Genomic DNA, 22,104 nt, shown 5'->3' on the forward strand with positions numbered 1-22,104 from the left:
CCACATGGGAGCCAAACTCTCAGGTTCTGGGGGTGGCAGGTACGCGGTCGACGCTAACAGCGAAATCAACGTTACGCCCTTCGTGGACGTTATGTTGGTGCTCCTGATCATCTTCATGGTTGCGGCGCCCATGGCCGCCGTGACCGTGCAAGTTAATCTTCCGCCCGCGGTCGCCAAACCATCTACGAACCCTCCGAAACCCGTCTACATCAGCATCCAGGCTGGCGGCACCATCTACATCGGTGACACCCGCGTGGAGATGTCGGATATCGGAGACAATCTGCGCAGCACGATCGGGCAACGTAATCCGGAGAAGGAACGCATCTTCATTCGCGCCGACAAGGACGTCCTCTACGGGGACTTCATGGGCGTCATGAATATGCTTCAGGACAACGGTTTCTACAGCGTGGCCCTGATCGGCGAAGACAAGAACTAGAAGGGGGTGACGAATGGCTGAAACCACCGACACTACCCACGAACATCACGAGCGCAGTGTCTTCGACGAGCCGAAGAAGAAGCGTAACACTGGCGTCACCATCGCCATTGTTGGCTCCATCATCGTGCACGCCGCACTTGGCTACTATTTGTACAAGTCGAGGTTCGAGCCCAAGTATCGGGAGTATTCGGATGATGTGACGGACGTGGCTATCATCAAGCCCGCGCCGCCGCCGCCTCCGCCGCCCCCGCCGCCGCCGCCGAACACGCCGCCGCCGCCTCCGCCGAAGCTGCAACCGCGGCCTCCGGTGAACGTGCCGGCTGACATTCCGCAGATCCCCCCTCTGCCGGTTCCGCCGGTTGAGAAGCGGATCGAAACGCCGGAACCGCCGAAGGCCGCCCCGCCGGCCCCGCCGCGTCCGTCGGTGATTACGAACCCGGACTGGGCTCGTCGTCCCTCGGGCGAGGACATCGCGCGGTACTATCCGGACCGTGCGATGCGGATGAACATCGAGGGCCGAGCCACGCTCAGCTGCTCGGTGACGGCGAAGGGAAGCCTTGAGAACTGCGAAGTCGTCTCGGAAGAGCCGGCGGACCAGGACTTCGGATCGGCCGCTATCCGCCTGAGCAAGCTGTTCAGGATGCGTCCGAAGACCCAAGACGGCGCGCCCGTCGAGGGTGGCACCGTGCGGATCCCGATCCGCTTCGTGCTTCCGAAGGGCTAAAGCCCTCAGGACCCGACCTAAAGATCAGGCCCCGGAGCTTCGGCTCCGGGGCTTTTTCTTTGCCCGTTCGAGCAGGGCCTCGAAAATCTTTCGGAAGTTCGCTTGGCCGCAGGCACGGACCCTTGATCGCGTGGCGCTGTGCGACTAGAAGAGCCGCCTTGCGATGCGCCGCCTTAGCTCAGTTGGTTAGAGCGCTAGATTGTGGCTCTAGAGGTCCTCGGTTCGAATCCGAGAGGTGGTACCATCGCCAGACAGAAAAGCCCGGGGCGTCGCCCCGGGCTTTTTGCTTTCCCGGCGTGGCTCAGAGGCTGAGGTTCAGCAGGGCCGGATCGCCGCCCTGGGCGGTGATGTTGACGCTGACCGCCCGCTCGATGGCGTAGCGCGACAGCGAGTTCGGACCGCCGGCCTTGGGGCCGGTGCCCGACAGGCCCTCGCCGCCGAAGGGCTGGACGCCGACCACGGCCCCGATGATCGAGCGATTGACGTAGACGTTGCCGGCGGGGACCAGGCCGCGCACCTCGCGGGCGAAGGCGTCGATGCGCGAGTGCACCCCCAGCGTCAGGCCATAGCCCTGGCCCGCCAGTTCGCCGGCGACCTTGGCGAGGTCGGAGGGCTCATAGCGAACGATGTGCAGGATCGGCCCGAAGACTTCGCGCTCGAGGAACCGCGCCGAAGGAATCTCGGCGAGGACCGGGCCGAAGAAGGTCCCGGTCTTGGGAGCCTCCAGGCGATGCAGGACCTTGGCCTCGCGCTCGAGGCGCGCGAGGTGGGCGGCGAGGGCCGAGCGGGCCTCCTCGTCGATCACCGGGCCGACGTCGGTGGCGGGATCGGCCGGATCGCCGATCACCAGGGCGTCCATGGCGCCCTTGATGGTCTCGATGATCAGGTCGGCGGTGTCGTGCGGCAGGAACAGGATGCGCAGGGCCGAGCAGCGCTGGCCCGCAGAGCCGAAGGCCGAGAGCACCACGTCATCGACGACCTGCTCCTTCAGCGCCGTGGTGTCGACGAACATGCCGTTGAGGCCGCCGGTCTCGGCGATGAAGGGGATGATCGGGCCGGGGCGCGCAGCCAGGGTCTGGTTGATCCGCCGCGCGGTGTCGGTCCCGCCGGTGAAGGCGACGCCGTCGCAGTCCGGGTGGGCGGTCAGCGCCGCCCCGACGGTCTCGCCACGGCCCGGGAGGAGGGCGAGCAGGGCGGGCGGCAGGCCGGCCGCATGGAACAGCTCGACGGCCTGGGCGGCGATCAACGGGGTCTGTTCGGCAGGTTTGGCGAGCACGGCGTTGCCCGCGGCCAACGCGGCGGCGATCTGGCCGGTGAAGATGGCCAGCGGGAAGTTCCACGGACTGATGCAGACGAAGACGCCGCGGCCATGGAGCTCCAGGCTGTTGGTCTCGCCGACCGGGCCCTTCAGCGTTTCGGGACCGGCGAACTTCGTCTGCGCGAGGTGGGCGTAGTAGCGGCAGAAGTCGACCGCCTCGCGCACCTCGGCGACGCCGTCGGCCAGGGTCTTGCCGGCCTCGCGGGCGCAGATGGCGATCAGCCGCTCGGCGTGCGCCTCCAGGGCCTCGCCCATGGCCCGCAGCACCTCGGCGCGGCGGAAGCCGCCCAGGGCGTTCCAGGCCGGCTGGGCGGCCCGGGCGGCGGCGAAGGCGGCGTCGATCTCGGCGACCGAGGCCTCGCGGACATGACCGACGGCGACGTTGGTCTGTGAGGGGCTGAACACGGTCTGCGCCTCGCCCGCCGCGGGGCCGGCGCTCAGCGGCTGCAGGGCGCGGGCGGCGTGGTGCAGGCGGGCGGCCTCGTCGGGGATGGAGAGGTCGAAGCCGGCGGAGTTCTTGCGCTCGGCGCCGTAGATGTCGGCGGGGCGCGGGATCTTCGGGTGCGGGCCGACGCCGGCCTTTTCGACGGCGACGACCGGATCGACGACCACGTCCTCGGCGGGGACGCGCTCGTCGAGCAGGGCGTGGACGAAGGAGGTGTTGGCGCCGTTCTCCAGCAGCCGGCGGACCAGGTAGGGCAGCAGGTCTTCATGGCCGCCGACGGGGGCGTAGGTGCGCACGATCGCGCCGTCGCGCAGCGTCTCGGCGGCGCGGTAGAGCGCTTCGCCCATGCCGTGCAGGCGCTGGAATTCGATCTTCACCCCGGCCTCCTTGGCCATGGCGTCGACCGCGGCCAGGGTGTGGGCGTTGTGGGTCGCGAACTGGGCGTAGACGTGCGGACTGGCTGCGATCAGGGCGCGGGCGCAGACCAGGTAGGAGAGGTCGGTGGCGGCCTTGGTGGTGAACACCGGATAGTCCGGCCGGCCGTTGACCTGGGCGCGCTTGATCTCGCTGTCCCAGTAGGCGCCCTTGACCAGCCGGACCATCAGCCGCCGGCCGCTGGCCTGGGCGATCTCGGCGACGCGGGCGACGGCGAGGGGGGCGCGCTTCTGGTAGGCCTGGACCGCAAGGCCAAGGCCGCGCCAGGCGCCCAGGTCGGCGTCGCGGGCCAGGCGGTCGAGGAGCTTGAGGGAGATGGTGAGGCGGTCGGCCTCCTCGGCGTCGATCGTGAAGTTGATGTCGTGCTTGGCGGCGATCAGGGTGAGCCTTTTCACCCGGGGATAAAGCTCGGTCCAGACGCGGTCCTCATGCGTCGCCTCGTAACGCGGTGAGAGCGCCGAGAGCTTGACCGAGACGCCGTGGCCGGCCTCAGGTCCAGCGCCCTTGGAATGGCGGCCCACGGCCTCCAGAGCGTCGGCGTAGGCCTGCTCGTAGCGGACGGCGTCGGCGGCGGTGCGCGCGCCTTCGCCCAGCATGTCGAACGAGCAGACCTGGCCTTCCTTGGCCGCGCGCTTGAGGGCGCCCTCAATGGTGCGGCCAAGGACGAACTGCTCGCCCATGATGCCGATGGCCTGGGCCACCGCCTTGCGCACCACAGGCTCGCCGATCCGCTCGACCAGCCGGCGCAGGAAGCCCGGCGGGTCGCGGCGGGCGTCCTCGTCGACGTCGACGATCCTGCCGGTCAGCATCAGCCCCCAGGTCGAGGCGTTGACGAACAGGCTGTCGGACTGGCCCAGGTGGCTGGCCCAATCGGCGCCGCCGATCTTCTCGGCGATCAGCCGGTCGCGGGTCTCGGCGTCGGGCGTGCGCAGCAGCGCCTCGGCCAGGCACATCAGGGCCAGGCCCTCGCGGGTCCCGAGGCTGAACTCCTGCAGGAAGCTCTCGACCACGCCCTGACGATTTGCCGCCTTGCGGGCCGTGCGGACCAGGTTCTCGGCCTGGGCGCGGATCGTGATCTGCTGCTGGCCGCTCAACGGACGCGCGGCGAGCAGGGCGGTCACGGCCTGCGTCTCGTCGCGATACTTGGCGTCGAGGTCGTCCAGGGCGGTCCAGGAGGTCATGGGCGGAGCTTTCGTGGGGTTGTTTCCTGTCGTCCGGCGTATCGATTATGATGCCGAATGTCCGACGGACATCGTGGGCATTGGCCGCACGAATTTTAGGGCGGAGGTTAATTTGGCGGACAACGTGCAGCTGGACGACACCGACCGGCGGCTGCTGCGGGCTTTGCAGCGGGACGGCCGGATCAGCAACCTGGACCTGGCCCAGCAGTGCCACCTGTCGCCCTCGGCCTGCTCGGACCGGGTGCGGCGGCTGCGCGAGCGCGGGGTGATCACCGGTTTCGCCGCCATCCTCGATCCCAAGGCCATCGACCGCGCGCTCCTGATCTTCGTGGAGGTCCAGCTCGACCGTACAACGGGCGACACCTTCAGCGAGTTCGCCAAGGCGGCGCTGCGGACGCCGGAAATCCTGGAGTGCCACATGGTGGCGGGCGGCTTCGACTATCTGATCAAGGCGCGGGTCAGCGACATGGAGGCCTATCGCAGCTTCCTTGGCGACGTGCTGGTCGGCATGCCCGGCGTGCGCGAGACGCGGACCTATGCGGTGCTGGAAGAGGTGAAGTCGGTGACGGAGCTGCCGGTTTAGGGCAACTCCGTGTGGGGTCCCTCTCCCCTCGGGGAGAGGTTAGGTGAGGGGGAGGGGCGCTGGCCCCCTCACCCGGCCTCTCCCCGAGGGGAGAGGGGAAGTAAATCAGTACCCGGCCTTGCGGCTGACCAGGCCTTCGACCGGCTGGCCGGCGCGGAAGCGGGCGATGTTGGCGGCGATGAAGGCGCTGGCCGAGACCGGGTCGGTGACGGCGGCGACGTGCGGCGTCACGGTGATCTGGGGGTGGGACCAGAACGCGTGGTTGCGGGGCAGGGGCTCGGCGTCGAACACGTCGAGGACGGCGTGGGAGAGCGCCCCGGCGTCGAGGGCCGCGATCAGGTCCTGCTCGACCAGGTGGCCGCCGCGGGCGACGTTGATCACCGCCGCGCCGCGCTTCATCTTCGCAAACACCGGCCCGCAGAGGATGCCGCGGGTGCGGTCGGTCAGCGGCAGCAGGTTGACCACATAGTCGCTGGTGGCCAGCAGGGTGTCGAGGTCGCCCAGCCGGCGGCTCCAGCCATAGGTCTGAAAGCCGATGGATTCCAGCAGGTTGGCGCTGGCGCTGGCCAGTTCGCCATAGCCGAGGAAGCCGACACGGCGCTCGCTGGCCGGGGCCTGCGGCAACTGCCGCCAGAGGCCGCGCCGCTGCTGGGCGGCGTAGGCGGGGGCCTGGCGGTGCAGGGCCAGCACGTGGGCGGCGACCGCCTGGGCCATCTGCGCAGCGAGGCTGGGATCGATCAGCCGGGCGATCGGCGCGGCCGGCAGGTCGGGGTCGTCCAGCAGCCCGTCGACCCCGGCCCAGGCCGACTGTACGAAGGCCAGGTTCGGCAGGCTGCCCAGCACGCCGCGCCCGGGATTGGCGACCACGGCGATGTCGGTGTCGGCCGAGGGCTCGGTGGTGATCGTCTCGTCCGGCAGGGCGGCGCGCAGCGCCTCCAGCCAGCGGGTTTCGGCTGCCGATGAAAGGCGATTCAGGAAGGTTATGGCCATGGGCTTCCAGTAACCTCCCGATGGGGCCTTGCGCGAGCCCGCTTTTGGGGGCGAGGCTCGCAGCCATGAAACTGACCGCGCAAGATTCATCCATCCTCGAGCGGCTTGCCGGGGAGGAATCGGAGATTCTGGGCCGCGCCGTGGAATGGTGCGCCCTATCGTCAGGCAGCCGGAACCTGCCGGGACTGGAGGCTCAGCGCGCCGTTCTGGAGGCGGCGATGGGCGAGCTGCCGGGCGAGGTCGAGAACGTATCCCTGGCCGACAGCCACGAGGTCGCCGCCGACGGGAGCCTGACCGCCCAGGTCCATCCCGACGCTCTGATGCTGACCGTGCGCCCGCAGGCGCGCGTGCAGGTGGTGCTGACCGGGCACTACGACACGGTCTATCCGGCCGGGACCCCGTTCACGGCGGTGACCAAGCGGGCCGACGGGGCGCTGAACGGGCCGGGCCTGGCCGACATGAAGGGCGGGATCAGCGTCATGCTGGCGGCGCTGCGGGCGTTCGAGGATCACCCCGACCGGGGCGAGGTCGGCTACCGGGTGCTGCTGTCGCCGGACGAGGAGATCGGCTCGCTGGCCTCAGGCCCGGTGCTGGCGCGCCTGGCGGCGGGCGGGCATGTGGGCCTGACCTACGAGCCGGCCATGGCCGGCGGGGCGCTGGCCGCCCAGCGCAAGGGCTCGGGCAATTTCCATGTCGTGGTGCGCGGGCGCGCGGCCCATGCGGGGCGCGACTTCGACAAGGGACGCAACGCCGTCGCCGCGGCCGCCGACCTGGCGGTGCGGCTGGCCGCCGCCAACGGCCAGCGCGAGGGCGTGACCTTGAACGTCGCGCGCATCGACGGCGGCGGGCCGCTGAACATGGTGCCGGACGTGGCCGTGGTGCGCTTCAACATCCGCCTGCCCGACGCCGCGGCGGGAGAGTGGGCGCTGGACTATGTGAAGGGCCAGGTCGCAGCGACGGCGGCCGAGGGGATCGCCGCCGAACTGCACGGCGGTTTCACCCGCCCGGCCAAGCCGTTCACCCCGGCCCAGCAGCAGCTGTTCGGGGCGGTGAAGGACGCCGGCGCCCTGATCGGCCAGGAGATCACCTGGGCCCCCTCCGGCGGGGTGTGCGAGGGCAACAACCTGTTCGCCGCCGGCCTGCCCAATGTCGACACCCTGGGAGTGCGCGGCGGCGACATCCACTCGCACGACGAATACGCCTGGCCCGAGAGCTTCGTCGAGCGCGCGCAGCTCTCGGCGCTGATCCTGGCCAAGCTGGCGAGCGGCGAGATCCCGGCGGCGGAGATCAAGGCGGCGATGGGGTAGGGGGCTGGGCTCGGAGCAGGTGTGGCTCGAAGGCGGACTTTGCTAGACGCCCTCGAACAGTACGCCGAGCGCGCCGCTCACGGCGTAGGCCTCGTCTTCGGTGAGCATGCGCAGAGGCTGATGTCCGAGCTCGCGAAGAGGTATGGCGGCCATCTGCAGCGGCAAGAGCATGACCCTTTGGCCCTCGACCTCGAAGACGGGCGTCAGCCGTCCCGGCTGTGAGCCTGGCAGGTCCGGCGCCGCAATGAGCGGCACGACCACGCGGGTGCTTGTGGGATTCAGCAGGTCAGACTGCACGTCCACGACCAGCACGCCGCTCGGAAGCCGGTAGACGCCATGCTTCATCAGAACTGCCGATACTCGGCCAGCACCAGGCCATCCGTTTCCACCTTGGCGTTGTACCAGTCGAAGAACGGGCGGTTGTCAGCTTGCCAGCGCCGCGCCCGCTCGGCCGCGACGGCGGCTTCCAGGCCGCTCTCGCAGGCGCGGGAGAGGTTCAGGCCAAGGGCCTTGGCTTCCTCGACCAGCGGGGCTGGGAGGGTCAGGTTCAATCGCTGGCGACTAGTAGGGTGCGCGTTGTCCATGCGCATAAATTACGCGCACGTACGGGGTGCTTTCAACGATATTTCAGTCGTCGCAGAGGCGACGGCGCTATTTCGCCGTGGCCTGCAGTTCGCGCACCTTGTCGAGGTGGGCCTGGACCAAGAGAGCCGCCTTTGCGGCCGCTGGCTTGATCTCTGAACTTTCTCCGGCGGCGGCATAGTCCCGCAGGAGGGATAGCTCCGCCTGCTGCGCGGCTCGTTGCTGCTCGAGGTAGACCTTGTCGAAATCCTCTGGGCGGGCCGCGTTCAGGGCGTTGATCATGCTTTTGCCGCGCGGGCCAAGCTCGGTGGGAATCTCTTCGTTCGTGGCCTTGAAGAGCTGGGTCATCTGGTTCGTCATCGCCGGGTGGTCGGTGACCATCGTCTTTGCGAAGCTCTTCACGGCGGGAGACTGGGCCTTCGTTTCGGCGATCTTCCCGGCTTGGACTTCGTACAGGTTCGTCAGGGTTACGCCCCAAAGGAGGGTCGCTGTGCTGGGCGTGCCCGGGGTGGCGGGGGCAGTCACCACCAGCGGTTCGATGGGGGTTATTTCCTCAACGCTGGGCGGAGGCGTGGCTTGCGCAACGGCGGGGGCGGCCTGGGTCGGCGGAGCCTCCGGAACGCTTGCGTCCTGTGCGGCCTCCTGTCTCTGACAGGCGCCTAGCGCGAGCGCTGAAGCGGCCGCGGCCGCGAGAAATGTGGCATGCTTCATTGTCGCGTCTCCCTCAGGACTAACCCAGGGAAACGTCGCAGTAAGGTCGCCCGCGCGGTAGCAGGGTAAACCCGAAGATGCGGTGGAATTTGTTGCTAGGCGCGCGACCCTCTCCCCCGCGCCTCCACGGCCGGCGGGTCATCTACATTGGACGCCGCCCCGCACGTGCGCGACTGCTCCCACGGAACAGCGCAACTTGGTTGCGGGAGTGTCGGAAGCAGCCCAGGGACGTTTGAGCTCATGTAGTCGCCGCGCGGGCGCCGATTCGCAGACCTTGCGACCTTCGCCTTAGGGCCGCTGCCGGACAGGAGACGCTCTCAAGGTCTCAAACGAGCCCTCAGCGGCCTGGTTCACTTGCGCCCTCGCGACTCACGCGCGGCGCGCGCCTGGCCCCGCTTCGTCCCGCCCCAGGCCCATTTCGTCGCTCCGTCGATCCAGCCCGGCCTCCGTCGACGCGGCCGCGCCGCCGACGGCCGCGTGGGGCAGTCTCTGGTGGAGCAATCCAGGGAGGCCTTTGTGAAGCATCATATTTTGGCGACCGCCGTCGTCCTTGCCGTCGCGTCGGCGGCGCAGGCCGCGAGCGGGCCGCAGCCGATCAATCTGGGCGATCCGAAGGTTCGGCGGCCCGGGCAGTTGAAGTTCGATGCGGCGCTGGAGGCCCAGAAGAGCGCCTTCAAGGCGTTCGGCGAGGTGTCGTGCGACGACTGCGAGGGCGGGGTGAGCTTCGACACCGCGGCCAACAAGTTCCTGGGTCTGCGGGACATGTGGGCCTTTGACAGCGCCCTGGGGGCGCTGGAGGTCGGGCAGTCGCTGAACTGGCGGGGGCGCGCCTCGGTCGGGAAGATCACCGCGGTCAGCGCCGAGGCGGTGGGGCCGTTCGCCTGCAAGCAGCTGCGTTGGGAGCTGACGCGCGGCAAGGAGACCAGGGCGCGGGATGGCCTGGTCTGCCTGGGCAAGTCCAATCCCGACGCCGACAACGACCGCTGGCTGGAGGTGTTCTAAGGCCGCCTGGAGATTTCCAGTGGTGGAGCTGGCCGGGGCGCCGGTGCTAAGCGTCGGCCGCCACCGCGGAGACTCCCATGCAAGGCCCGACGTCCCACTTCTATTTTTCCCAGCGCCTGCGCCTGCACTATGTGGACTGGGGCAACGAGAGCGCGCCGCCGCTGCTGCTGGTGCATGGCGGGCGTGATCATTGCCGCAACTGGGACTGGGTCGCCGAGCGGCTGCGCGACCGCTATCACGTGATTGCGCCCGACCTGCGCGGCCATGGCGACAGCGCCTGGGCCATCGGCGGCGGCTATGACATGAGCGCCTATCTCTATGATATCGCCCAGATCGTGCATCAGAAGGGCCTGGCCCCGGTGACGATCATCTCCCACTCGATGGGGGCGGGGATCTGCCTGAACTACAGCGGGGCGTTCCCCGAGCAGGTGAAGAAGATCGTCGCCATCGAGGGCCTGGGCCCGTCGCCGAAGGTGATGGCGCAGCAGGCCAAGAAGTCGGTGGACGAGCGGCTGCGCAGCTGGATCTCCGACCGCCGCGAGAACTCGGGCCGCGCGCCGCGCCGCTATGCGAGCATCGAGGAGGCCGTCACCCGCATGGCCGAGGAGAACCCGCACCTGTCGGCCGAGCAGGCCCGGCACCTGACCGTCTATGGCGCGCACCAGAACGAGGACGGCACCTTCTCCTGGAAATTCGACAACCATGCGCGGTGGGGCGGGGTCGGCGGCCTGTCGCATGACGACCAGCACCAGCTGTGGCGCAACATCACCGCGCCGGTGCTGCTGATGCGCGGCGAGGAATCCTGGGCGTCGGACCCGGTCAAGGACGGTCGGATCAAGAACTTCCGCGATGCGCGGCTGGTGAACTTCGAGGGCGCCGGCCACTGGGTGCACCACGACAAGCTCGATCAGTTCATGGCCGAGACCGAGGCGTTCCTGGCGAGCTAGGCCTCGAACCGGTAGGGCGAGAAGTCGGCGTCGTCGGCCTGCGGCTCGCCCGCGAGCTGGCCGGCGAGCAGTTCGGCGCCCAGGCGGGCGAAGCTGACGCCGTTGCCGCCGAAGCCGCTGGCGAGCCAGACGTGGCGCTGGCCGCGGACCGGGCCGACGGCCGGAAGGCCGTCGGGGGAGGTCCCGAAGGTCGCGCCCCAGGCGCAGTCGACGGGCAGGGGCGCGTCGCCGATCAAGGCGCCGCCGCGCCGGGCCAGGACCTGCGCCTTCTCGGGGATCAGGCGGTCGCGGCGCCCGGCGTCGGCGAAGTCCTCGTCCTCGCCGCCGACGATTACCCGGCCGTCGCGGGTGGCGCGGGCGTAGAGGTAGGACTCCGAGGCTTCCCAGATCAGGGCGTTGTCGCGCCAGCGCGGCGCGACGCCTGGGGGCGTGGCGATGGCGAAGCTGGAAATCAGGCCGAAGCTGGCGGGCAGGGCGGGGCGCGCGGCCTCGTAGCCGGTGGCGAGCACGACCTGGGCGGCGCTCACGACCCGCCCGTCGGCGAGGTGCAGGCGCACGCCCTCGACGCCGCTTTCCAGGCTGACCACGTCGGCGGGGTAGACGCAGGCCGCGCCGCGCGCCTGGGCCGCGGCGAGCAGGCCGAGCGTCAGGGCGACGGGATCGACCTCGAACGCGCCGTCCGACAGCAGGGCCGGGCGGCCGGGTATGCCGAAGCGCTGTTCGACCTCGGCGGCGGAGAGAAAGGTCGAGGGCAGGCCCGCGCGGCGGCGGGCGTCGGCCTCGGCCTGCAGGCCTTGGGCGTCCAGCAGGTCGCCGTCGAGATAGAGCTCGGGCCGTGCGGTCCAGGCGCAGTCGAGGTCAAGGCTGCGGATGTCGGCGTCCAGCGCCTGGACGGCGGCATGGACGCGGCGCCAGCGGCGGGCGGCCTGCTCCCAGCCGACATCCTCGGCCAGGTGGGTCAGGGGGGTGTCGGCGGCCCACATGACCAGGGCGGTCGAGGCCGAGGTGGCGCCGGTGCTGGGCGTGCGGCGGTCGAGGACCAGGACGCTGGCGCCCTGGCGGGTCAGCCGCTCGGCCAGCATCGCGCCCATCACCCCGGCGCCGACGATGGCGACGTCGACGTCGCGGTCTGGCTGAGCCGAGGAGGGCGCGGCGTCGGGGGCGTCGGCCTGCCAGCACGGCCGGCCGCCGCGAAGGTCCAGGTGTTCGGTAAGCGCCAATGTCGATCTCCGCCGCTGGCGACCCGCCGGGCGCGGGCCGTGAGCTCCAACGCCCGACAGCGGGGAAGGCGCCGGACGCCCTTGGCTCACCTTTTGGTTGCGCGCGCGCCTCTGGCGGGAACCAAGGTGAAGTATCGCCGTTCCGCGAATGAGGGGGACTGTTCAGCGAGGGCCATCATGGCTGCTGCACCCCCAGGCGCCGGCGCGCTGCTGGCGAAGTATCTCATCGGTCTTTTGCTGATTGTGGTCGGTCTGGCCCTGGTCCTGTTCGGCGTGTTCGACGCCGGGCCGTTCGCGACGCTGGTCGGGCTGGCCCTGGCGGCGCTGGGCGTGGTGCTGGTGGTGCTGAAGGTCATCGCCCGCAACAAGGCGCCGCCGCGCTGAACTGAGCTGAGCGCGCGATGGGGCGCGGGTGATTGGGGCTGGGCGGTCGGCGCCCTGCGCGGAACGAAGGGACGTCGAGCATGATCCTTGCCGGTCGGTCTTCTGTCTTGGCGGGCGCGCTTGCGGCGCTGGCCATGGTCCTGGGCGCCGGGCCGGCCGCCCGCGCCGACCAGGCGCCGCCGGCCGCGGCCGCCGATAACGCGGCGACGCTGTTCCAGAACGTACGCATCTTCAACGGCAAGAGCGGGGTGCTGTTGGGTCCCTCGAACGTGCTGGTCTCGGGCAAGGTGATCCAGAAGATCTCCAGCAGTCCGATCGACGCCGGCCCCGGCGCGCGGGTCATCGACGGCGGCGGGCGGGTGCTGATGCCGGGCCTGACCGACCTGCACTGGCACACGATGCTGATCCGGGCGACGCCGCAGGTGATGCTGGTCAGCGACGTCGGCTACACCACCCTGCTGGCGGGCGCCGAGGCCGAGGCGACGCTGATGCGCGGCTTCACGACGGTCCGCGACATGGGCGGGCCGAGCTTTTCCCTGAAGCGGGCGATCGACGAGGGCGTGCTGGTCGGGCCGCGGATCTATCCGTCGGGAGCGATGATCTCGGTCACCAGCGGACATGGCGACTTTCGGACCTTGCCGGAACTGCCGCGGGCGATGGGCGAGCACAGCCGTATCGAGGTGCTAGGCGGGGCGATGATCGCCGACAGCCCGGACGAGGTGCGCCTGCGCGCCCGCGAGCAGCTGATGCAGGGCGCCTCGCAAGTCAAGCTGACCGCCGGGGGCGGCGTGGCCTCGCCGTTCAGCCCGCTGGACGTGTCGACCTTCACCGAGGCCGAGCTGCGGGCCGCCGTCGAGGCGGCGGAGAACTGGGGGACGGTGGTCTGCACCCACACCTATACGTCCGCCTCGATGCAGCGGGCGATCGCCGCGGGGGTGCGCTGCATCGAGCATGGCCACCTGATGGACGAGCCGACCGCCCGGCTGATCGCCGAGAAGGGCGTCTGGCTGAGCACGCAGCCGTTCGTGGACCTGTCGATGGCGGCCGGCATGGGGCCAAGCGAGCAGGCGAAGCTGGCCCAGGTCGTGTCAGGAACCGACAACGTCTACAAGCTGGTCCGCAAGTACAAGATCAAGACCGCGTTCGGCACCGACATCCTGTTCTCACCGGCCCTGGCCGCGCGGCAGGCGCAGGGTCTGGTGGACCTGACGCGCTGGTACACGCCCGCCGAGGCGCTGATCATGGCGACCTCGACCAACGGCCAGATGCTGCGCGAGACCACCGGGCTGCGGAATCCCTATCCGGGCGCCATCGGCGTGGTGGAGGAGGGGGCGTTCGCCGACCTGCTGCTGGTGAACGGCGACCCGCTGCAGGACATCAAGCTGGTCACCGACCCGGAGCGGAATTTCCTGGTGATCATGAAGGACGGCAAGATCTACAAGGACCTGGTCTCCAACTGATCCTGCGCCGAATTGGCATGGTCGGTGGTCGGCGCCTCGTGTGCGCGCCGGAAAAAGAAGGGAATAGCGATGTCACTCCGTATCAATGGCGAGGCGCCGAACTTCACGGCCGAGACCACTGAGGGGAAGATCAACTTCCACGACTGGATCGGCGACAGCTGGGCGATCCTGTTCTCCCACCCCAAGGACTTCACGCCGGTCTGCACGACCGAGCTGGGCTACATGGCCAAGCTGAAGCCCGAGTTCGACAAGCGGAACACCAAGATCATCGGCCTGTCGGTCGATCCGGTCGACAACCACGCCCGCTGGGCGCAGGACATCGCCGAGACGCAAGGAACCGCCCCGAACTTTCCGATGATCGGCGACACCGATCTGGCGGTCTCCAAGCTCTACAACATGCTGCCCGAGGAGATCGAAGGCGGTTCGGACGGCCGCACCGCCGCCGACAACGCCACCGTGCGCACGGTGTTCATCATCGGCCCCGACAAGCGCATCAAGCTGATGCTGGCCTATCCGATGACCACGGGCCGCAACTTCGACGAGATCCTGCGGGTGCTGGACTCGATGCAGCTGACCGCCAAGCACCGTGTGGCGACGCCGGTGAACTGGAAGCACGGCGACAAGGTGATCATCGCCGGCTCGGTGTCCGACGACGAAGCCAAGACGATCTATCCGGGCGGCTGGGATGCGCCGCGCCCCTACCTCCGCCTGGTGCCGCAGCCGAAGTAGCCGCGACCCGTTCGAGACCCTTCCAACGGCTCGACCCGTGGTGGTAGCGTCGGCCGCCGGCAGCAAGCCGGGACAAGAAGGGGAAGCGCCATGTTCTCGCACGTGATGGTCGGCACCAATGACCTCGACCGCGCCAAGGGATTCTACGACTCGTTGCTGGGCTCGCTGGGCGTGTCGCCGGGGTTCGTCGACGGCCATCGGGTGTTCTACATGACGCCGACCGGGGTGTTTGCGGTGTCGCTGCCGATCGACGGCGAGGCGGCGACGATCGGTAACGGGAGCACTGTCGGCTTCAACTGCGCCAGTTCCGAGCAGGCCGACGCCTGGCACGCCGCAGGCGTGGCCGCCGGCGGCGTCAGCATTGAGGAGCCGCCGGGCGTGCGCGCCGGCACGACGGGCAAGCTGTACCTGGCCTATCTGCGCGATCCGGACGGCAACAAGCTCTGCGCCCTGCACCGGATGTAGCTCTCTACGGGTGTCATCCCGGTTTCGGCGCAGCCGAGGGCCGGGATGGACAGCTCGAGCTGCAACTTGAGGCCCTGCCGCGGCGGGCCTATAGCAACGGCCTTCTGGAGGGGCCGTTTTGTTCGCTGAGTTGGGGCCGGAGGTCGTGGCGCTATTGTGCGTCGCGGCGCTGGCGGCGGGGTTTGTCGATGCGATCGCAGGCGGTGGCGGACTGATCACCGTGCCGGCGTTGCTGGCGGCGGGGATCGATCCCGTCTCGGCCATCGCCACCAACAAGGTCCAGGGCAGCATCGGCACCGCCTCGGCGACCTGGACCTTCTGGCGCGCGGGGCGGATCGACCTGGAGGTCATCAAGGTCCCGCTGGTCATGGCCCTGGTCGGGGCTGTGGCCGGCGCGCTGGCGGTGATGGTGGTCGACACCCGCTGGCTGATGCTGCTGCTGCCGGTGATGCTGGTGGCGATCGCGCTCTACTTCCTGCTGGGGCCCAAGGTCGGCGAGCAGGAGCGGCATGCGCGGCTGGGGAGCGTCGGCTATGGCCTGGTCGCCGGCGGAATCGGCTTCTACGACGGCTTCTTCGGGCCGGGCGCCGGGTCGTTCTACACCCTGAGCCTTGTGACCCTGCTGGGCATGGGGCTGGTGCGGGCGACGGCGCACACCAAGGTGCTGAACCTGACCAGCAACGTCGTCTCGGTGGTGGTGCTGGGGATGGGCGGCCATGTGCTGTGGGCGCTGGGGGCGGCGATGGCCGTGGGCCAGTTCATCGGCGGGCGGCTGGGCTCTCGCGCGGCGATGCGCTGGGGGCCAAGGCTGATCCGGCCGCTGCTGGTGGTGATCTCGCTGGCCATGACGGTCAAGCTGCTGGCCGACCCGGCCAATCCGCTGCGGATGATGATCGCCGGACTGCTGGCCTAGGCGGGCGTCGGGGCGGGGGTGTCGATGGCCGGAGTCGAGCGTTCGCCCAACACCACGGCCAGGCTTCCGGCGATGATCAGCAGGCCGCCGCCCGCCAGGGCCAGCGTCAGCTGATCGCCGAACAGGGCGACGCCGATCCCCGCGCCCATCAGCGGTTCGATGTTGATGAACACCCCGGCGCTGGCGGCGCCGACCCTGGCCGAGCCGAACTGCCAGGCGGCGGTGGCGATCAGGGTCGAGAGCACGCCCTGGCCGACGATGCCGGCCCAGGCCGCCGTACTGAGGTCAAGCTTCGGCGGGCCGTGCATGATCAGCGCGATGGGCAGGATGGTCAGGGCGGCGACCACGACCGTGACGGCCGGGATCGCCATCGGGCTGGCCGCCTGAGGCGCGCGACGCAGGACCAGCAGCCAGGCCAGGAAGATCAGCAGGGCGATCAGCGACAGGGCGACGCCGAAAGGCGAGGAGCCGGCGTCCGGCCTGCCGGCGATCAGCGCCGCCCCGAGCGTGGCGGCGGCGACGCCGGCCCAGGAGGCGCGGCTGACCTTTTCGCCGAGGAGGCGGGCGGAGACGGCGATCAGGGCCGGCATGGCGCCGACCAGCAGCGCGGCCAGGGTGACGCTGACATGGGCCAGGCCCTCGAACTGGACCATGAAGGCCACGCCGTAGAGCGCGCCGGCCAGCAGCACCGGCGGCGAGCGGAACAGCGCCCGGGTCTGGGTGTCGCGGAAGGCGAAGGGCGCGGCGGCGAGGGCGGCGACCGCGAAGCGAAGCAGCACCATGTGCGCGGCGTCGGTCTCGCGCAGGGCGAGCTTGCCCAGGGGAAAGCCCAGCCCCCAGAAGGCGCCCGCGGCGAACAGAGCAAGAAAGGCGAGGCGCTTCATGGGGCGCTTCGTGCCCTATTCGCCGGGAGATGGCGAGAGGTCTTGCCCGGGGCGCGACAACCGCGTCCGGGACCCGCTAGGCTGGCCGCTCGCCCGAGGAGCGCGCATGACCAAGCACAAGATCTACGCCATGAGCGTCGCGAAGGTCTATCCGGCCTACATCGCCAAGGCCGAGCGGAAGGGGCGCACCAAGGCGGAAGTCGACGAGATAATCTGCTGGCTGACCGGATACGGCGCCGGGGAGCTCGACGCGCGGATGGACGCCAGTTTCGAGGACTTCTTCGCCCAGGCGCCGGCGATGAACCCGGCGCGCTCGCTGATCACGGGCGTGGTCTGCGGCGTGCGGGTGGAGAACATCGAGGAGCCGATCATGCGCGAAATCCGCTACCTGGATAAGCTGGTCGACGAACTCGCCAAGGGCAAGGCGATGGAGAAGATCCTGCGGAAGTAGGATCGGGCGGGGGGATCCATGGACGAGACCGAAGAGCTGATCCGGCTCTGCGTGCGGGCGCTGGTCGCGCAGATGATCGCGGCGCCTGGGATCGAGCTGCACGTGACGCGCAGCTGCGTCCTGGGCCTGACCGATGAGCCGCTGGCCGACCACAACAGGCTGATCCTGGGGGCCGACCCCGATGTCGAAGGCTTCCTTGTTCGATCGGTGGCCCGGGCGAAGGAGCGGAACAGGCCGCTCACGGCCATCATGAGCCCGCATGTGGCGCAGAGCCTTGCGCCGGTGGCGACGGGGCTGGGACTGGCCGCTGTCGGCACTGCGCCGCTGATGGTGCTTCGTCCAGATGTCGCCGTTCAGCCCGGCCGCCCTACGAAGATCGTCCGTGCGCTGGGGCCGGAGTTGGTCGGCATCGCAGGGGATCTGATCGCCGCCGCCTTCGACGAGCCACGCGATGTCGTCGCCAGGTGTCTCGAAGTGAGCATCACCGAGACCTCGGGCGTGGCGACCTACATCGCCTGGGGCGACGAAGGACCCATGTGCACCGTCTCGGTGACCCCGACGGGCGACACCGCGGGGATCACGCTGATGGCCACGCCGCCTGAGCACCAGCGCAAAGGCATGGGGCGCGCCCTGCTGAGTCAGATCATTGACGACTATCGGCGGCGCGGCGTGGTGCGCTTTCACCTGGGCGCCACCGAGGCGGGCCGGCCGCTCTATGCGAGTCTCGGCTTCGAGCAGATCGCCGAGCTTTCGGCGTGGGTGCTGCCGGCGTCGAGCGTCGAGCGCGGTTAGCTCGGGCTACTTCTGCGGCGGAAAGCCTTCGGGGAGCTCCGGCAGCGCGACGCTGGGATCGTACCAACTCGCGCCGTCGGAGCGCCAAATGTGCCACTGGCGCTCGACGTGGATAGGCGTGTCGAGGCCTCCGAGCCGGAGCATGACGGCCGGGGCGCCGTCCCGCTCGGCTACCAGCTGGGAGCCGCACTCCGAGCAGAAGTGCCGATGCTTGCCGGGCGATGACTCGAACGACTTGCGGACGTCCTCGCCCCGGATCCATCTGAACCGCTCCCGTGGCGCCGCGGCGAGGCTGGAGAAGGCGGCGCCATGGGCCTTGCGGCAGGTTTCGCAGTGGCAGTGGATGACGCCATCGATCTCGGCGTCGACCTCGTAGGCCAATCGGCCGCACAGGCAAGATCCAGTCAGCACAGGTCGCCTCCGAGCGTTTTCCGAGCACAGTGGCGTTTGGGACGACAACAGGTCAACTCGGCAGGCGTCGTGAGCTCGGGCAGGGCCAAAGCTCGCAGCCGGAGTTGCGGACGGGTGTCGCAATGGCCGTTGCTCGTTCGTCCTTGGGAGAGCCAGGAGGAAGATCATGCTGAAGACCAAGGGCGAGGCGCCCGTCATCACCGCCTTCGAAAGCTCGCCTGACCGGGGGCGCGGTCTGGCGCGGGACATGCGGGTGCGCTGGGCGCTGGAAGAGGTGGGCCAGCGCTACGAGGTCCGGCTGGTGTCGTTCCAGGCGATGAAGGAACCCGCGCATCTGGCGCTCCATCCGTTCGGGCAGATCCCGACCTACGAGGAAGGCGACCTGACCCTGTTCGAGTCCGGCGCGATCGTGCTGCGCATCGCCGAGCGCCATTCGGGCCTGCTGCCGGTCGATGTGGACGCCCGGGCGCGGGCGACTGCCTGGATGTTCGCGGCGCTGAGCACGGTGGAGCCGCCGATCGTCGAGCGCTCGATGGCGACCATCGTCGAGCGCGACAAGCCCTGGTACGCGGCGCGGCTGCCGATGCTGGACGAGCGGGTGCGGACCCGGCTGGGGGAACTGTCGCGCCGGCTGGGCGAGGCCGACTGGCTGGATGGCGCGTTCAGCGCCGCGGACCTGATGATGGTGACCGTGCTGCGCAGGTTGGACGGGTCGGGCCTGCTGGAGGAGCACCCGAACCTCTGCGCCTACATCGCCCGCGGCGAGGCGCGGCCCGCCTACCAGCGCGCGTTCGACGCGCAATGGGCGGTGTTCGAGGCGGCGTCGCAGGTCAGAACGCCAGCCGCGCCCGAAGGCTGAAGACCGACAGCGCGTCTTCGCTTGGATTGAGGCTCGGATTGACGATGAGCTGGTAGGCGGGCGTGAGCGCGATGTTGGGCGTCAGGGCGAACCTGTAGAAGGTTTCGAGCGTGCCCTGATCGCGCAGGTCGAACGGGAGCTGTTGCGGGATCTGGGCGTCGTCGGGATCGGACCAGCCGACGCCGACGCCGAACAGATCGGCTTGCCGGTCAGGGGGCCTGTATCCCATTCCGACCGTCAGATTGACCTTGGCGAAGCCTCCGGTCCCCAGCCCGCCGCGGACGAACCACATGATGTTCTCGCCGGCCATCTGGTTGATGTTGAAGGCGACGCCGTAGGCCTCGTCCTGCGGTCGTGTGATGTCCTGGGAGTCGCGAGGCTCCAGCGGGTCGCGATACCAGAAGGTGACGTGAAAATTGTTCGCGTCCATCGGCCCGCGCGCGTGGATCGGGATGGGGCGACGGGCGAAACTGGTTGAACCCACCTCGACGAAATAGAAGTGCTCGTTGCGGCTGAAGAAGTCGTCCACGGTCCAGCCCGTATCGCTGGAGTTGGCCGTGAAGACGCCGCCCTTGATGTAGAGCGAGCCTGTGCCCGGATAGACCGCCGCAACCGCGCCCGCCCCGCGCAGCGGCACGGCGATCGTGGGGCTGGTCGAGAAGGCCAGGCTCAGGAACTGCCGATTGTCGTCGAAGAACGGGTAGGGGTTGACGAAGTTCGGCGCGAACACCTTGCCTATCGTGTACTGGAACCGGCCGCCCGCAAGGGTTTGACGCAGGTAGGCCTGGGTGACCCCAAGCTCGAAGTCCCCCCAGGTCGCCGCGGTCGGGACGCCCGACCCCGCCAGCACGCCGGCGGCGAGGGGCGCGCGCTCCGATCCGAAGATGGGGCGCCTGTCCTCGACGGTCAGGTCGAAGTGGAGTGCGTTGGGCTGTCCGCGATTGAGCAGGGCGGCCGAGGCGTTGAAGGTGAACTTGTGGCCGGCGGCCCAATCCTGGTCGACCAGGCTGTCGGAGTAGCTTTGGGCGAGGATCCCGTAGGAGCCGCCGAAACTGATCCCGGTGCGATCCTCGAACCTCTGCTTGAAGGCGAACCACGGCTGCAGTTCGGGCGTGTCGGCGGCGGCCGCCGCCAGACGCTCGTCCTCGGCGATATCTCCCTCGGTGGAGAGAGGTGTCTCCAGCAGTTCCGGATAGGGGCTGAGTTCGGTTTCGTCCGCCGGCGCCTGCGGTGCGGGGGCGGCGCTCGGCGTCTGCGCCTGGGCGGCGGCGGCCGTCGCACAGAAGGCCAGCGCGATGAGCGGCGCGCGCATCACACCCACGCGACCTTGTCGGACCCACGCACCGCGACCAGCGGCGTGCGCCAGCGGCCTGGCGTACGGCTGAGCTTCACCTGCGGACCGAGGCGGCGGACCTCGCCATAGGGGGTTTGGGCGACCAGCAGCTCGGGCGTGATCAGCCGGTTCTGGGGACCGGACAGATCGAACTGGGTGTTCGGGAAACGGCCGAGGCTGGCGTACCACATGGCCGCCCGCGTGAGGCTGACCCGGACGTGATAGCTGCCGCCTTCCTTGGCGCGCCGGCGCAGGGCGGCGATGACGCCGCACGCTCCGAGATAGCCGGCGATGTAGTCGTTCATCACCAGGGTCGGCGGGAAGCGCGGCACGCCTCCGCCGCCTTCCGCGATGGTGAAGCCCGAGACGGATAAACCTTCCATGTCGAACCCCCCGCGGTTCGCCCAAGGTCCCGTCGCGCTGTTGGCGTTGCAGGAAAGGTAGATGAGCCCGCGATGTCCGTTGGCGAGTTCGGCGGGGCCGAAGCCGAGGCGATCCAGAGTTCCGACGCGGTAGTTTTCCACGAACACGTCGGCCTGGGGCGTGAGAGCTTTCAGCCGCTTGTTCTGGTCGGGATTGCGAAGGTCGACGAAGGTCGAGCGCATGCCGACATTGACGTCGACGACCAGGGCTTCGTGCTCGAAGGCCTGATCGCGCGCCACATGCAGCACGTGAGCGCCATATTCCGCCAACGTACGTGACGAGCAGGTGCCGGCGATCACGTGGGTGTTGGAGAGCACGCGAAGGCCCGACAGGGGCTGGGCGGCGGGACCTGCGGCCCACGGCACCGGCGCGCCATCGAAAAGCTTGATGATCTCGATCAGCGGGGTGCGGGCCAGCACCTGACCTTCCGGATGCGCCAGCCATTCCTCGGTGGTGCGGTGCACGACCCCGACGCCGCCGGCCGCGTTCAGTTCTTCCTCGAACTCGAAGGCGTTCACCTGCTTGAGCGCCTTCACGATGTTCTCGCGGCCGGGGAGAGACTTCATCGTCTTGAGGGCGCGCGCCTCCAGGTGCGGATAGGCGCCGGTCACGTTCAGGAAGCGGCCGTCGCGGGTTTCGAACGGCACGAAGGTCAGCGGATTGCCGAGGCCCAGCGGCGCCTGAAGCATCAGGCCGTTCACCGTCGGGATGATGAAGTCGCGCGGCACCGGATCGGCGGCGGGGATCGTTCCGTCGCGCTGGGCCATCAGGAGGATGGCCCCGATCAGCGGATTGACGTTGTAGACGGCCTCGCGGAGATCGACAGTCAGGTCCTGGCTTTCGCCGGTGCGGTCGCGCCAGATCGCAGCTGCGCCCAGCCCCGCGCCCATGGCGGCGATCGCCATGCAGGATCCGACCCGAAAGTGACTGCGGATGATCGGATCTGCGCCGGTAAATGTGACGCGCCCGCCGGCGTCGGACACGTCGGCGCCGATGTCGCGCATGAACTGCGAGAAAGTTCGATCGATATCGAAGTCGCGATCAGCGGCCTGGGATGCTGAGGCGGACGTGAGGGCGGCGGTCCCTGCCGCCAATGCAAGTCCACCGGCCTGAACAACA

24 protein-coding genes and 1 tRNA gene are annotated in these 22,104 nt (G+C 69.3%); 15 read left to right on the plus strand and 10 right to left on the minus strand.

Annotated features, from left to right (window positions below; translation table 11 throughout):
- Positions 1-4: 4 nt before the first annotated feature.
- The 3 genes from ASC79_RS19790 to ASC79_RS19800 all read left to right on the plus strand — a co-directional run bounded on the left by ASC79_RS19790 (position 5) and on the right by ASC79_RS19800 (position 1,404).
- On the plus strand, positions 5-436 hold the full coding sequence (locus ASC79_RS19790; protein WP_056026430.1) for a biopolymer transporter ExbD: 432 nt from the start codon (positions 5-7) through the stop codon (positions 434-436).
- Positions 437-449: 13 nt separating this feature from the next.
- On the plus strand, positions 450-1,160 hold the full coding sequence (locus tag ASC79_RS19795) for an energy transducer TonB (protein WP_056026433.1): 711 nt from the start codon (positions 450-452) through the stop codon (positions 1,158-1,160).
- 167 nt (positions 1,161-1,327) lie between these two features.
- A tRNA-His gene (locus ASC79_RS19800) sits at positions 1,328-1,404 on the plus strand.
- 57 nt (positions 1,405-1,461) lie between these two features.
- On the opposite strand, the gene putA is transcribed toward ASC79_RS19800, so the two are convergent.
- Complete coding sequence (gene putA / locus ASC79_RS19805; RefSeq protein WP_056026436.1) at positions 1,462-4,539, minus strand: bifunctional proline dehydrogenase/L-glutamate gamma-semialdehyde dehydrogenase PutA; 3,078 nt, start codon at positions 4,537-4,539, stop codon at positions 1,462-1,464.
- A gap of 124 nt (positions 4,540-4,663) precedes the next feature.
- Between putA and ASC79_RS19810 the strand changes: the two genes are divergently transcribed.
- Positions 4,664-5,122: an Lrp/AsnC ligand binding domain-containing protein gene (locus ASC79_RS19810; protein WP_369817342.1), complete on the plus strand. Its 459-nt coding sequence runs from the start codon at positions 4,664-4,666 to the stop codon at positions 5,120-5,122.
- 105 nt (positions 5,123-5,227) lie between these two features.
- Here ASC79_RS19810 and ASC79_RS19815 read toward each other — a convergent pair whose 3' ends face one another.
- Positions 5,228-6,112, minus strand: a complete 885-nt coding sequence (locus tag ASC79_RS19815; protein WP_056026442.1) for a glyoxylate/hydroxypyruvate reductase A — start codon at positions 6,110-6,112, stop codon at positions 5,228-5,230.
- A gap of 65 nt (positions 6,113-6,177) precedes the next feature.
- On the opposite strand from ASC79_RS19815, the gene ASC79_RS19820 reads away from it, so the two are divergent.
- The gene (locus tag ASC79_RS19820) at positions 6,178-7,419 is read left to right on the plus strand and encodes a hydrolase (protein ID WP_056026445.1); all 1,242 of its coding nucleotides are present in this window, start codon (positions 6,178-6,180) and stop codon (positions 7,417-7,419) included.
- Positions 7,420-7,461: 42 nt separating this feature from the next.
- Here ASC79_RS19820 and ASC79_RS19825 read toward each other — a convergent pair whose 3' ends face one another.
- The 3 genes from ASC79_RS19825 to ASC79_RS19835 all read right to left on the minus strand — a co-directional run bounded on the left by ASC79_RS19825 (position 7,462) and on the right by ASC79_RS19835 (position 8,712).
- Positions 7,462-7,764, minus strand: coding sequence for a CcdB family protein (locus tag ASC79_RS19825; RefSeq protein ID WP_056026447.1), 303 nt, complete (start codon positions 7,762-7,764; stop codon positions 7,462-7,464).
- Positions 7,764-7,970, minus strand: coding sequence for a type II toxin-antitoxin system CcdA family antitoxin (locus ASC79_RS19830; protein WP_200937251.1), 207 nt, complete (start codon positions 7,968-7,970; stop codon positions 7,764-7,766). The genes ASC79_RS19825 and ASC79_RS19830 overlap by 1 nt, the downstream gene beginning before the upstream one ends.
- 100 nt (positions 7,971-8,070) lie before the next feature.
- Positions 8,071-8,712, minus strand: a complete 642-nt coding sequence (locus ASC79_RS19835) for a DUF4142 domain-containing protein (protein WP_056026452.1) — start codon at positions 8,710-8,712, stop codon at positions 8,071-8,073.
- Positions 8,713-9,228: 516 nt separating this feature from the next.
- On the opposite strand from ASC79_RS19835, the gene ASC79_RS19840 reads away from it, so the two are divergent.
- Positions 9,229-9,714, plus strand: a complete 486-nt coding sequence (locus ASC79_RS19840; protein WP_156378499.1) for a hypothetical protein — start codon at positions 9,229-9,231, stop codon at positions 9,712-9,714.
- Positions 9,715-9,791: 77 nt separating this feature from the next.
- Positions 9,792-10,661: an alpha/beta fold hydrolase gene (locus ASC79_RS19845; protein ID WP_056026459.1), complete on the plus strand. Its 870-nt coding sequence runs from the start codon at positions 9,792-9,794 to the stop codon at positions 10,659-10,661.
- Here ASC79_RS19845 and ASC79_RS19850 read toward each other — a convergent pair.
- Positions 10,658-11,881, minus strand: coding sequence for an FAD-binding oxidoreductase (locus ASC79_RS19850; RefSeq protein WP_056026462.1), 1,224 nt, complete (start codon positions 11,879-11,881; stop codon positions 10,658-10,660). The two genes, ASC79_RS19845 and ASC79_RS19850, sit on opposite strands and share 4 nt — an antisense overlap.
- A gap of 177 nt (positions 11,882-12,058) precedes the next feature.
- Here ASC79_RS19850 and ASC79_RS19855 point away from each other — a divergent pair, with 177 nt between their 5' ends.
- From ASC79_RS19855 to ASC79_RS19875, 5 genes are all read left to right on the plus strand, one after another.
- Complete coding sequence (locus ASC79_RS19855) at positions 12,059-12,265, plus strand: hypothetical protein (RefSeq protein ID WP_056026463.1); 207 nt, start codon at positions 12,059-12,061, stop codon at positions 12,263-12,265.
- A gap of 80 nt (positions 12,266-12,345) precedes the next feature.
- Positions 12,346-13,725: an amidohydrolase family protein gene (locus ASC79_RS19860; RefSeq protein ID WP_056026466.1), complete on the plus strand. Its 1,380-nt coding sequence runs from the start codon at positions 12,346-12,348 to the stop codon at positions 13,723-13,725.
- A gap of 69 nt (positions 13,726-13,794) precedes the next feature.
- Complete coding sequence (locus ASC79_RS19865) at positions 13,795-14,454, plus strand: peroxiredoxin (RefSeq protein ID WP_056026469.1); 660 nt, start codon at positions 13,795-13,797, stop codon at positions 14,452-14,454.
- Between the two features lie 90 nt (positions 14,455-14,544).
- A complete protein-coding gene (locus tag ASC79_RS19870; RefSeq protein WP_056026470.1) occupies positions 14,545-14,919 on the plus strand; it encodes a VOC family protein in 375 nt (124 codons plus the stop codon).
- A 118-nt stretch (positions 14,920-15,037) separates the two neighbouring features.
- The gene (locus ASC79_RS19875) at positions 15,038-15,832 is read left to right on the plus strand and encodes a TSUP family transporter (protein WP_156378500.1); all 795 of its coding nucleotides are present in this window, start codon (positions 15,038-15,040) and stop codon (positions 15,830-15,832) included.
- Here ASC79_RS19875 and ASC79_RS19880 read toward each other — a convergent pair.
- Positions 15,829-16,716, minus strand: coding sequence for a DMT family transporter (locus ASC79_RS19880; protein ID WP_056026473.1), 888 nt, complete (start codon positions 16,714-16,716; stop codon positions 15,829-15,831). The two genes, ASC79_RS19875 and ASC79_RS19880, sit on opposite strands and share 4 nt — an antisense overlap.
- Before the next feature lie 106 nt (positions 16,717-16,822).
- Here ASC79_RS19880 and ASC79_RS19885 point away from each other — a divergent pair, with 106 nt between their 5' ends.
- Both ASC79_RS19885 and ASC79_RS19890 read left to right on the plus strand, forming a co-directional pair.
- Entirely contained in the window at positions 16,823-17,167 is a 345-nt protein-coding gene (locus ASC79_RS19885) for a DUF2200 domain-containing protein (protein WP_056026476.1), read from the plus strand.
- Positions 17,168-17,185: 18 nt separating this feature from the next.
- The gene (locus ASC79_RS19890; protein ID WP_056026479.1) at positions 17,186-17,959 is read left to right on the plus strand and encodes a GNAT family N-acetyltransferase; all 774 of its coding nucleotides are present in this window, start codon (positions 17,186-17,188) and stop codon (positions 17,957-17,959) included.
- 6 nt (positions 17,960-17,965) lie between these two features.
- Here ASC79_RS19890 and ASC79_RS19895 read toward each other — a convergent pair whose 3' ends face one another.
- Positions 17,966-18,370, minus strand: coding sequence for a GFA family protein (locus tag ASC79_RS19895; RefSeq protein ID WP_056026487.1), 405 nt, complete (start codon positions 18,368-18,370; stop codon positions 17,966-17,968).
- Positions 18,371-18,536: 166 nt separating this feature from the next.
- On the opposite strand from ASC79_RS19895, the gene ASC79_RS19900 reads away from it, so the two are divergent.
- Entirely contained in the window at positions 18,537-19,229 is a 693-nt protein-coding gene (locus tag ASC79_RS19900; RefSeq protein WP_056026490.1) for a glutathione S-transferase family protein, read from the plus strand.
- Here ASC79_RS19900 and ASC79_RS19905 read toward each other — a convergent pair.
- Both ASC79_RS19905 and ASC79_RS19910 read right to left on the minus strand, forming a co-directional pair.
- Entirely contained in the window at positions 19,201-20,541 is a 1,341-nt protein-coding gene (locus ASC79_RS19905; protein WP_056026493.1) for a carbohydrate porin, read from the minus strand. The two genes, ASC79_RS19900 and ASC79_RS19905, sit on opposite strands and share 29 nt — an antisense overlap.
- Positions 20,541-21,989: a CoA transferase gene (locus ASC79_RS19910; protein WP_056026496.1), complete on the minus strand. Its 1,449-nt coding sequence runs from the start codon at positions 21,987-21,989 to the stop codon at positions 20,541-20,543. The genes ASC79_RS19905 and ASC79_RS19910 overlap by 1 nt, the downstream gene beginning before the upstream one ends.
- Between the last annotated feature and the right edge of the window lie 115 nt (positions 21,990-22,104).

Origin of the sequence: Phenylobacterium sp. Root1290 (assembly GCF_001425305.1) — a bacterium.
Classification (GTDB): Bacteria; Pseudomonadota; Alphaproteobacteria; order Caulobacterales; family Caulobacteraceae; genus Phenylobacterium.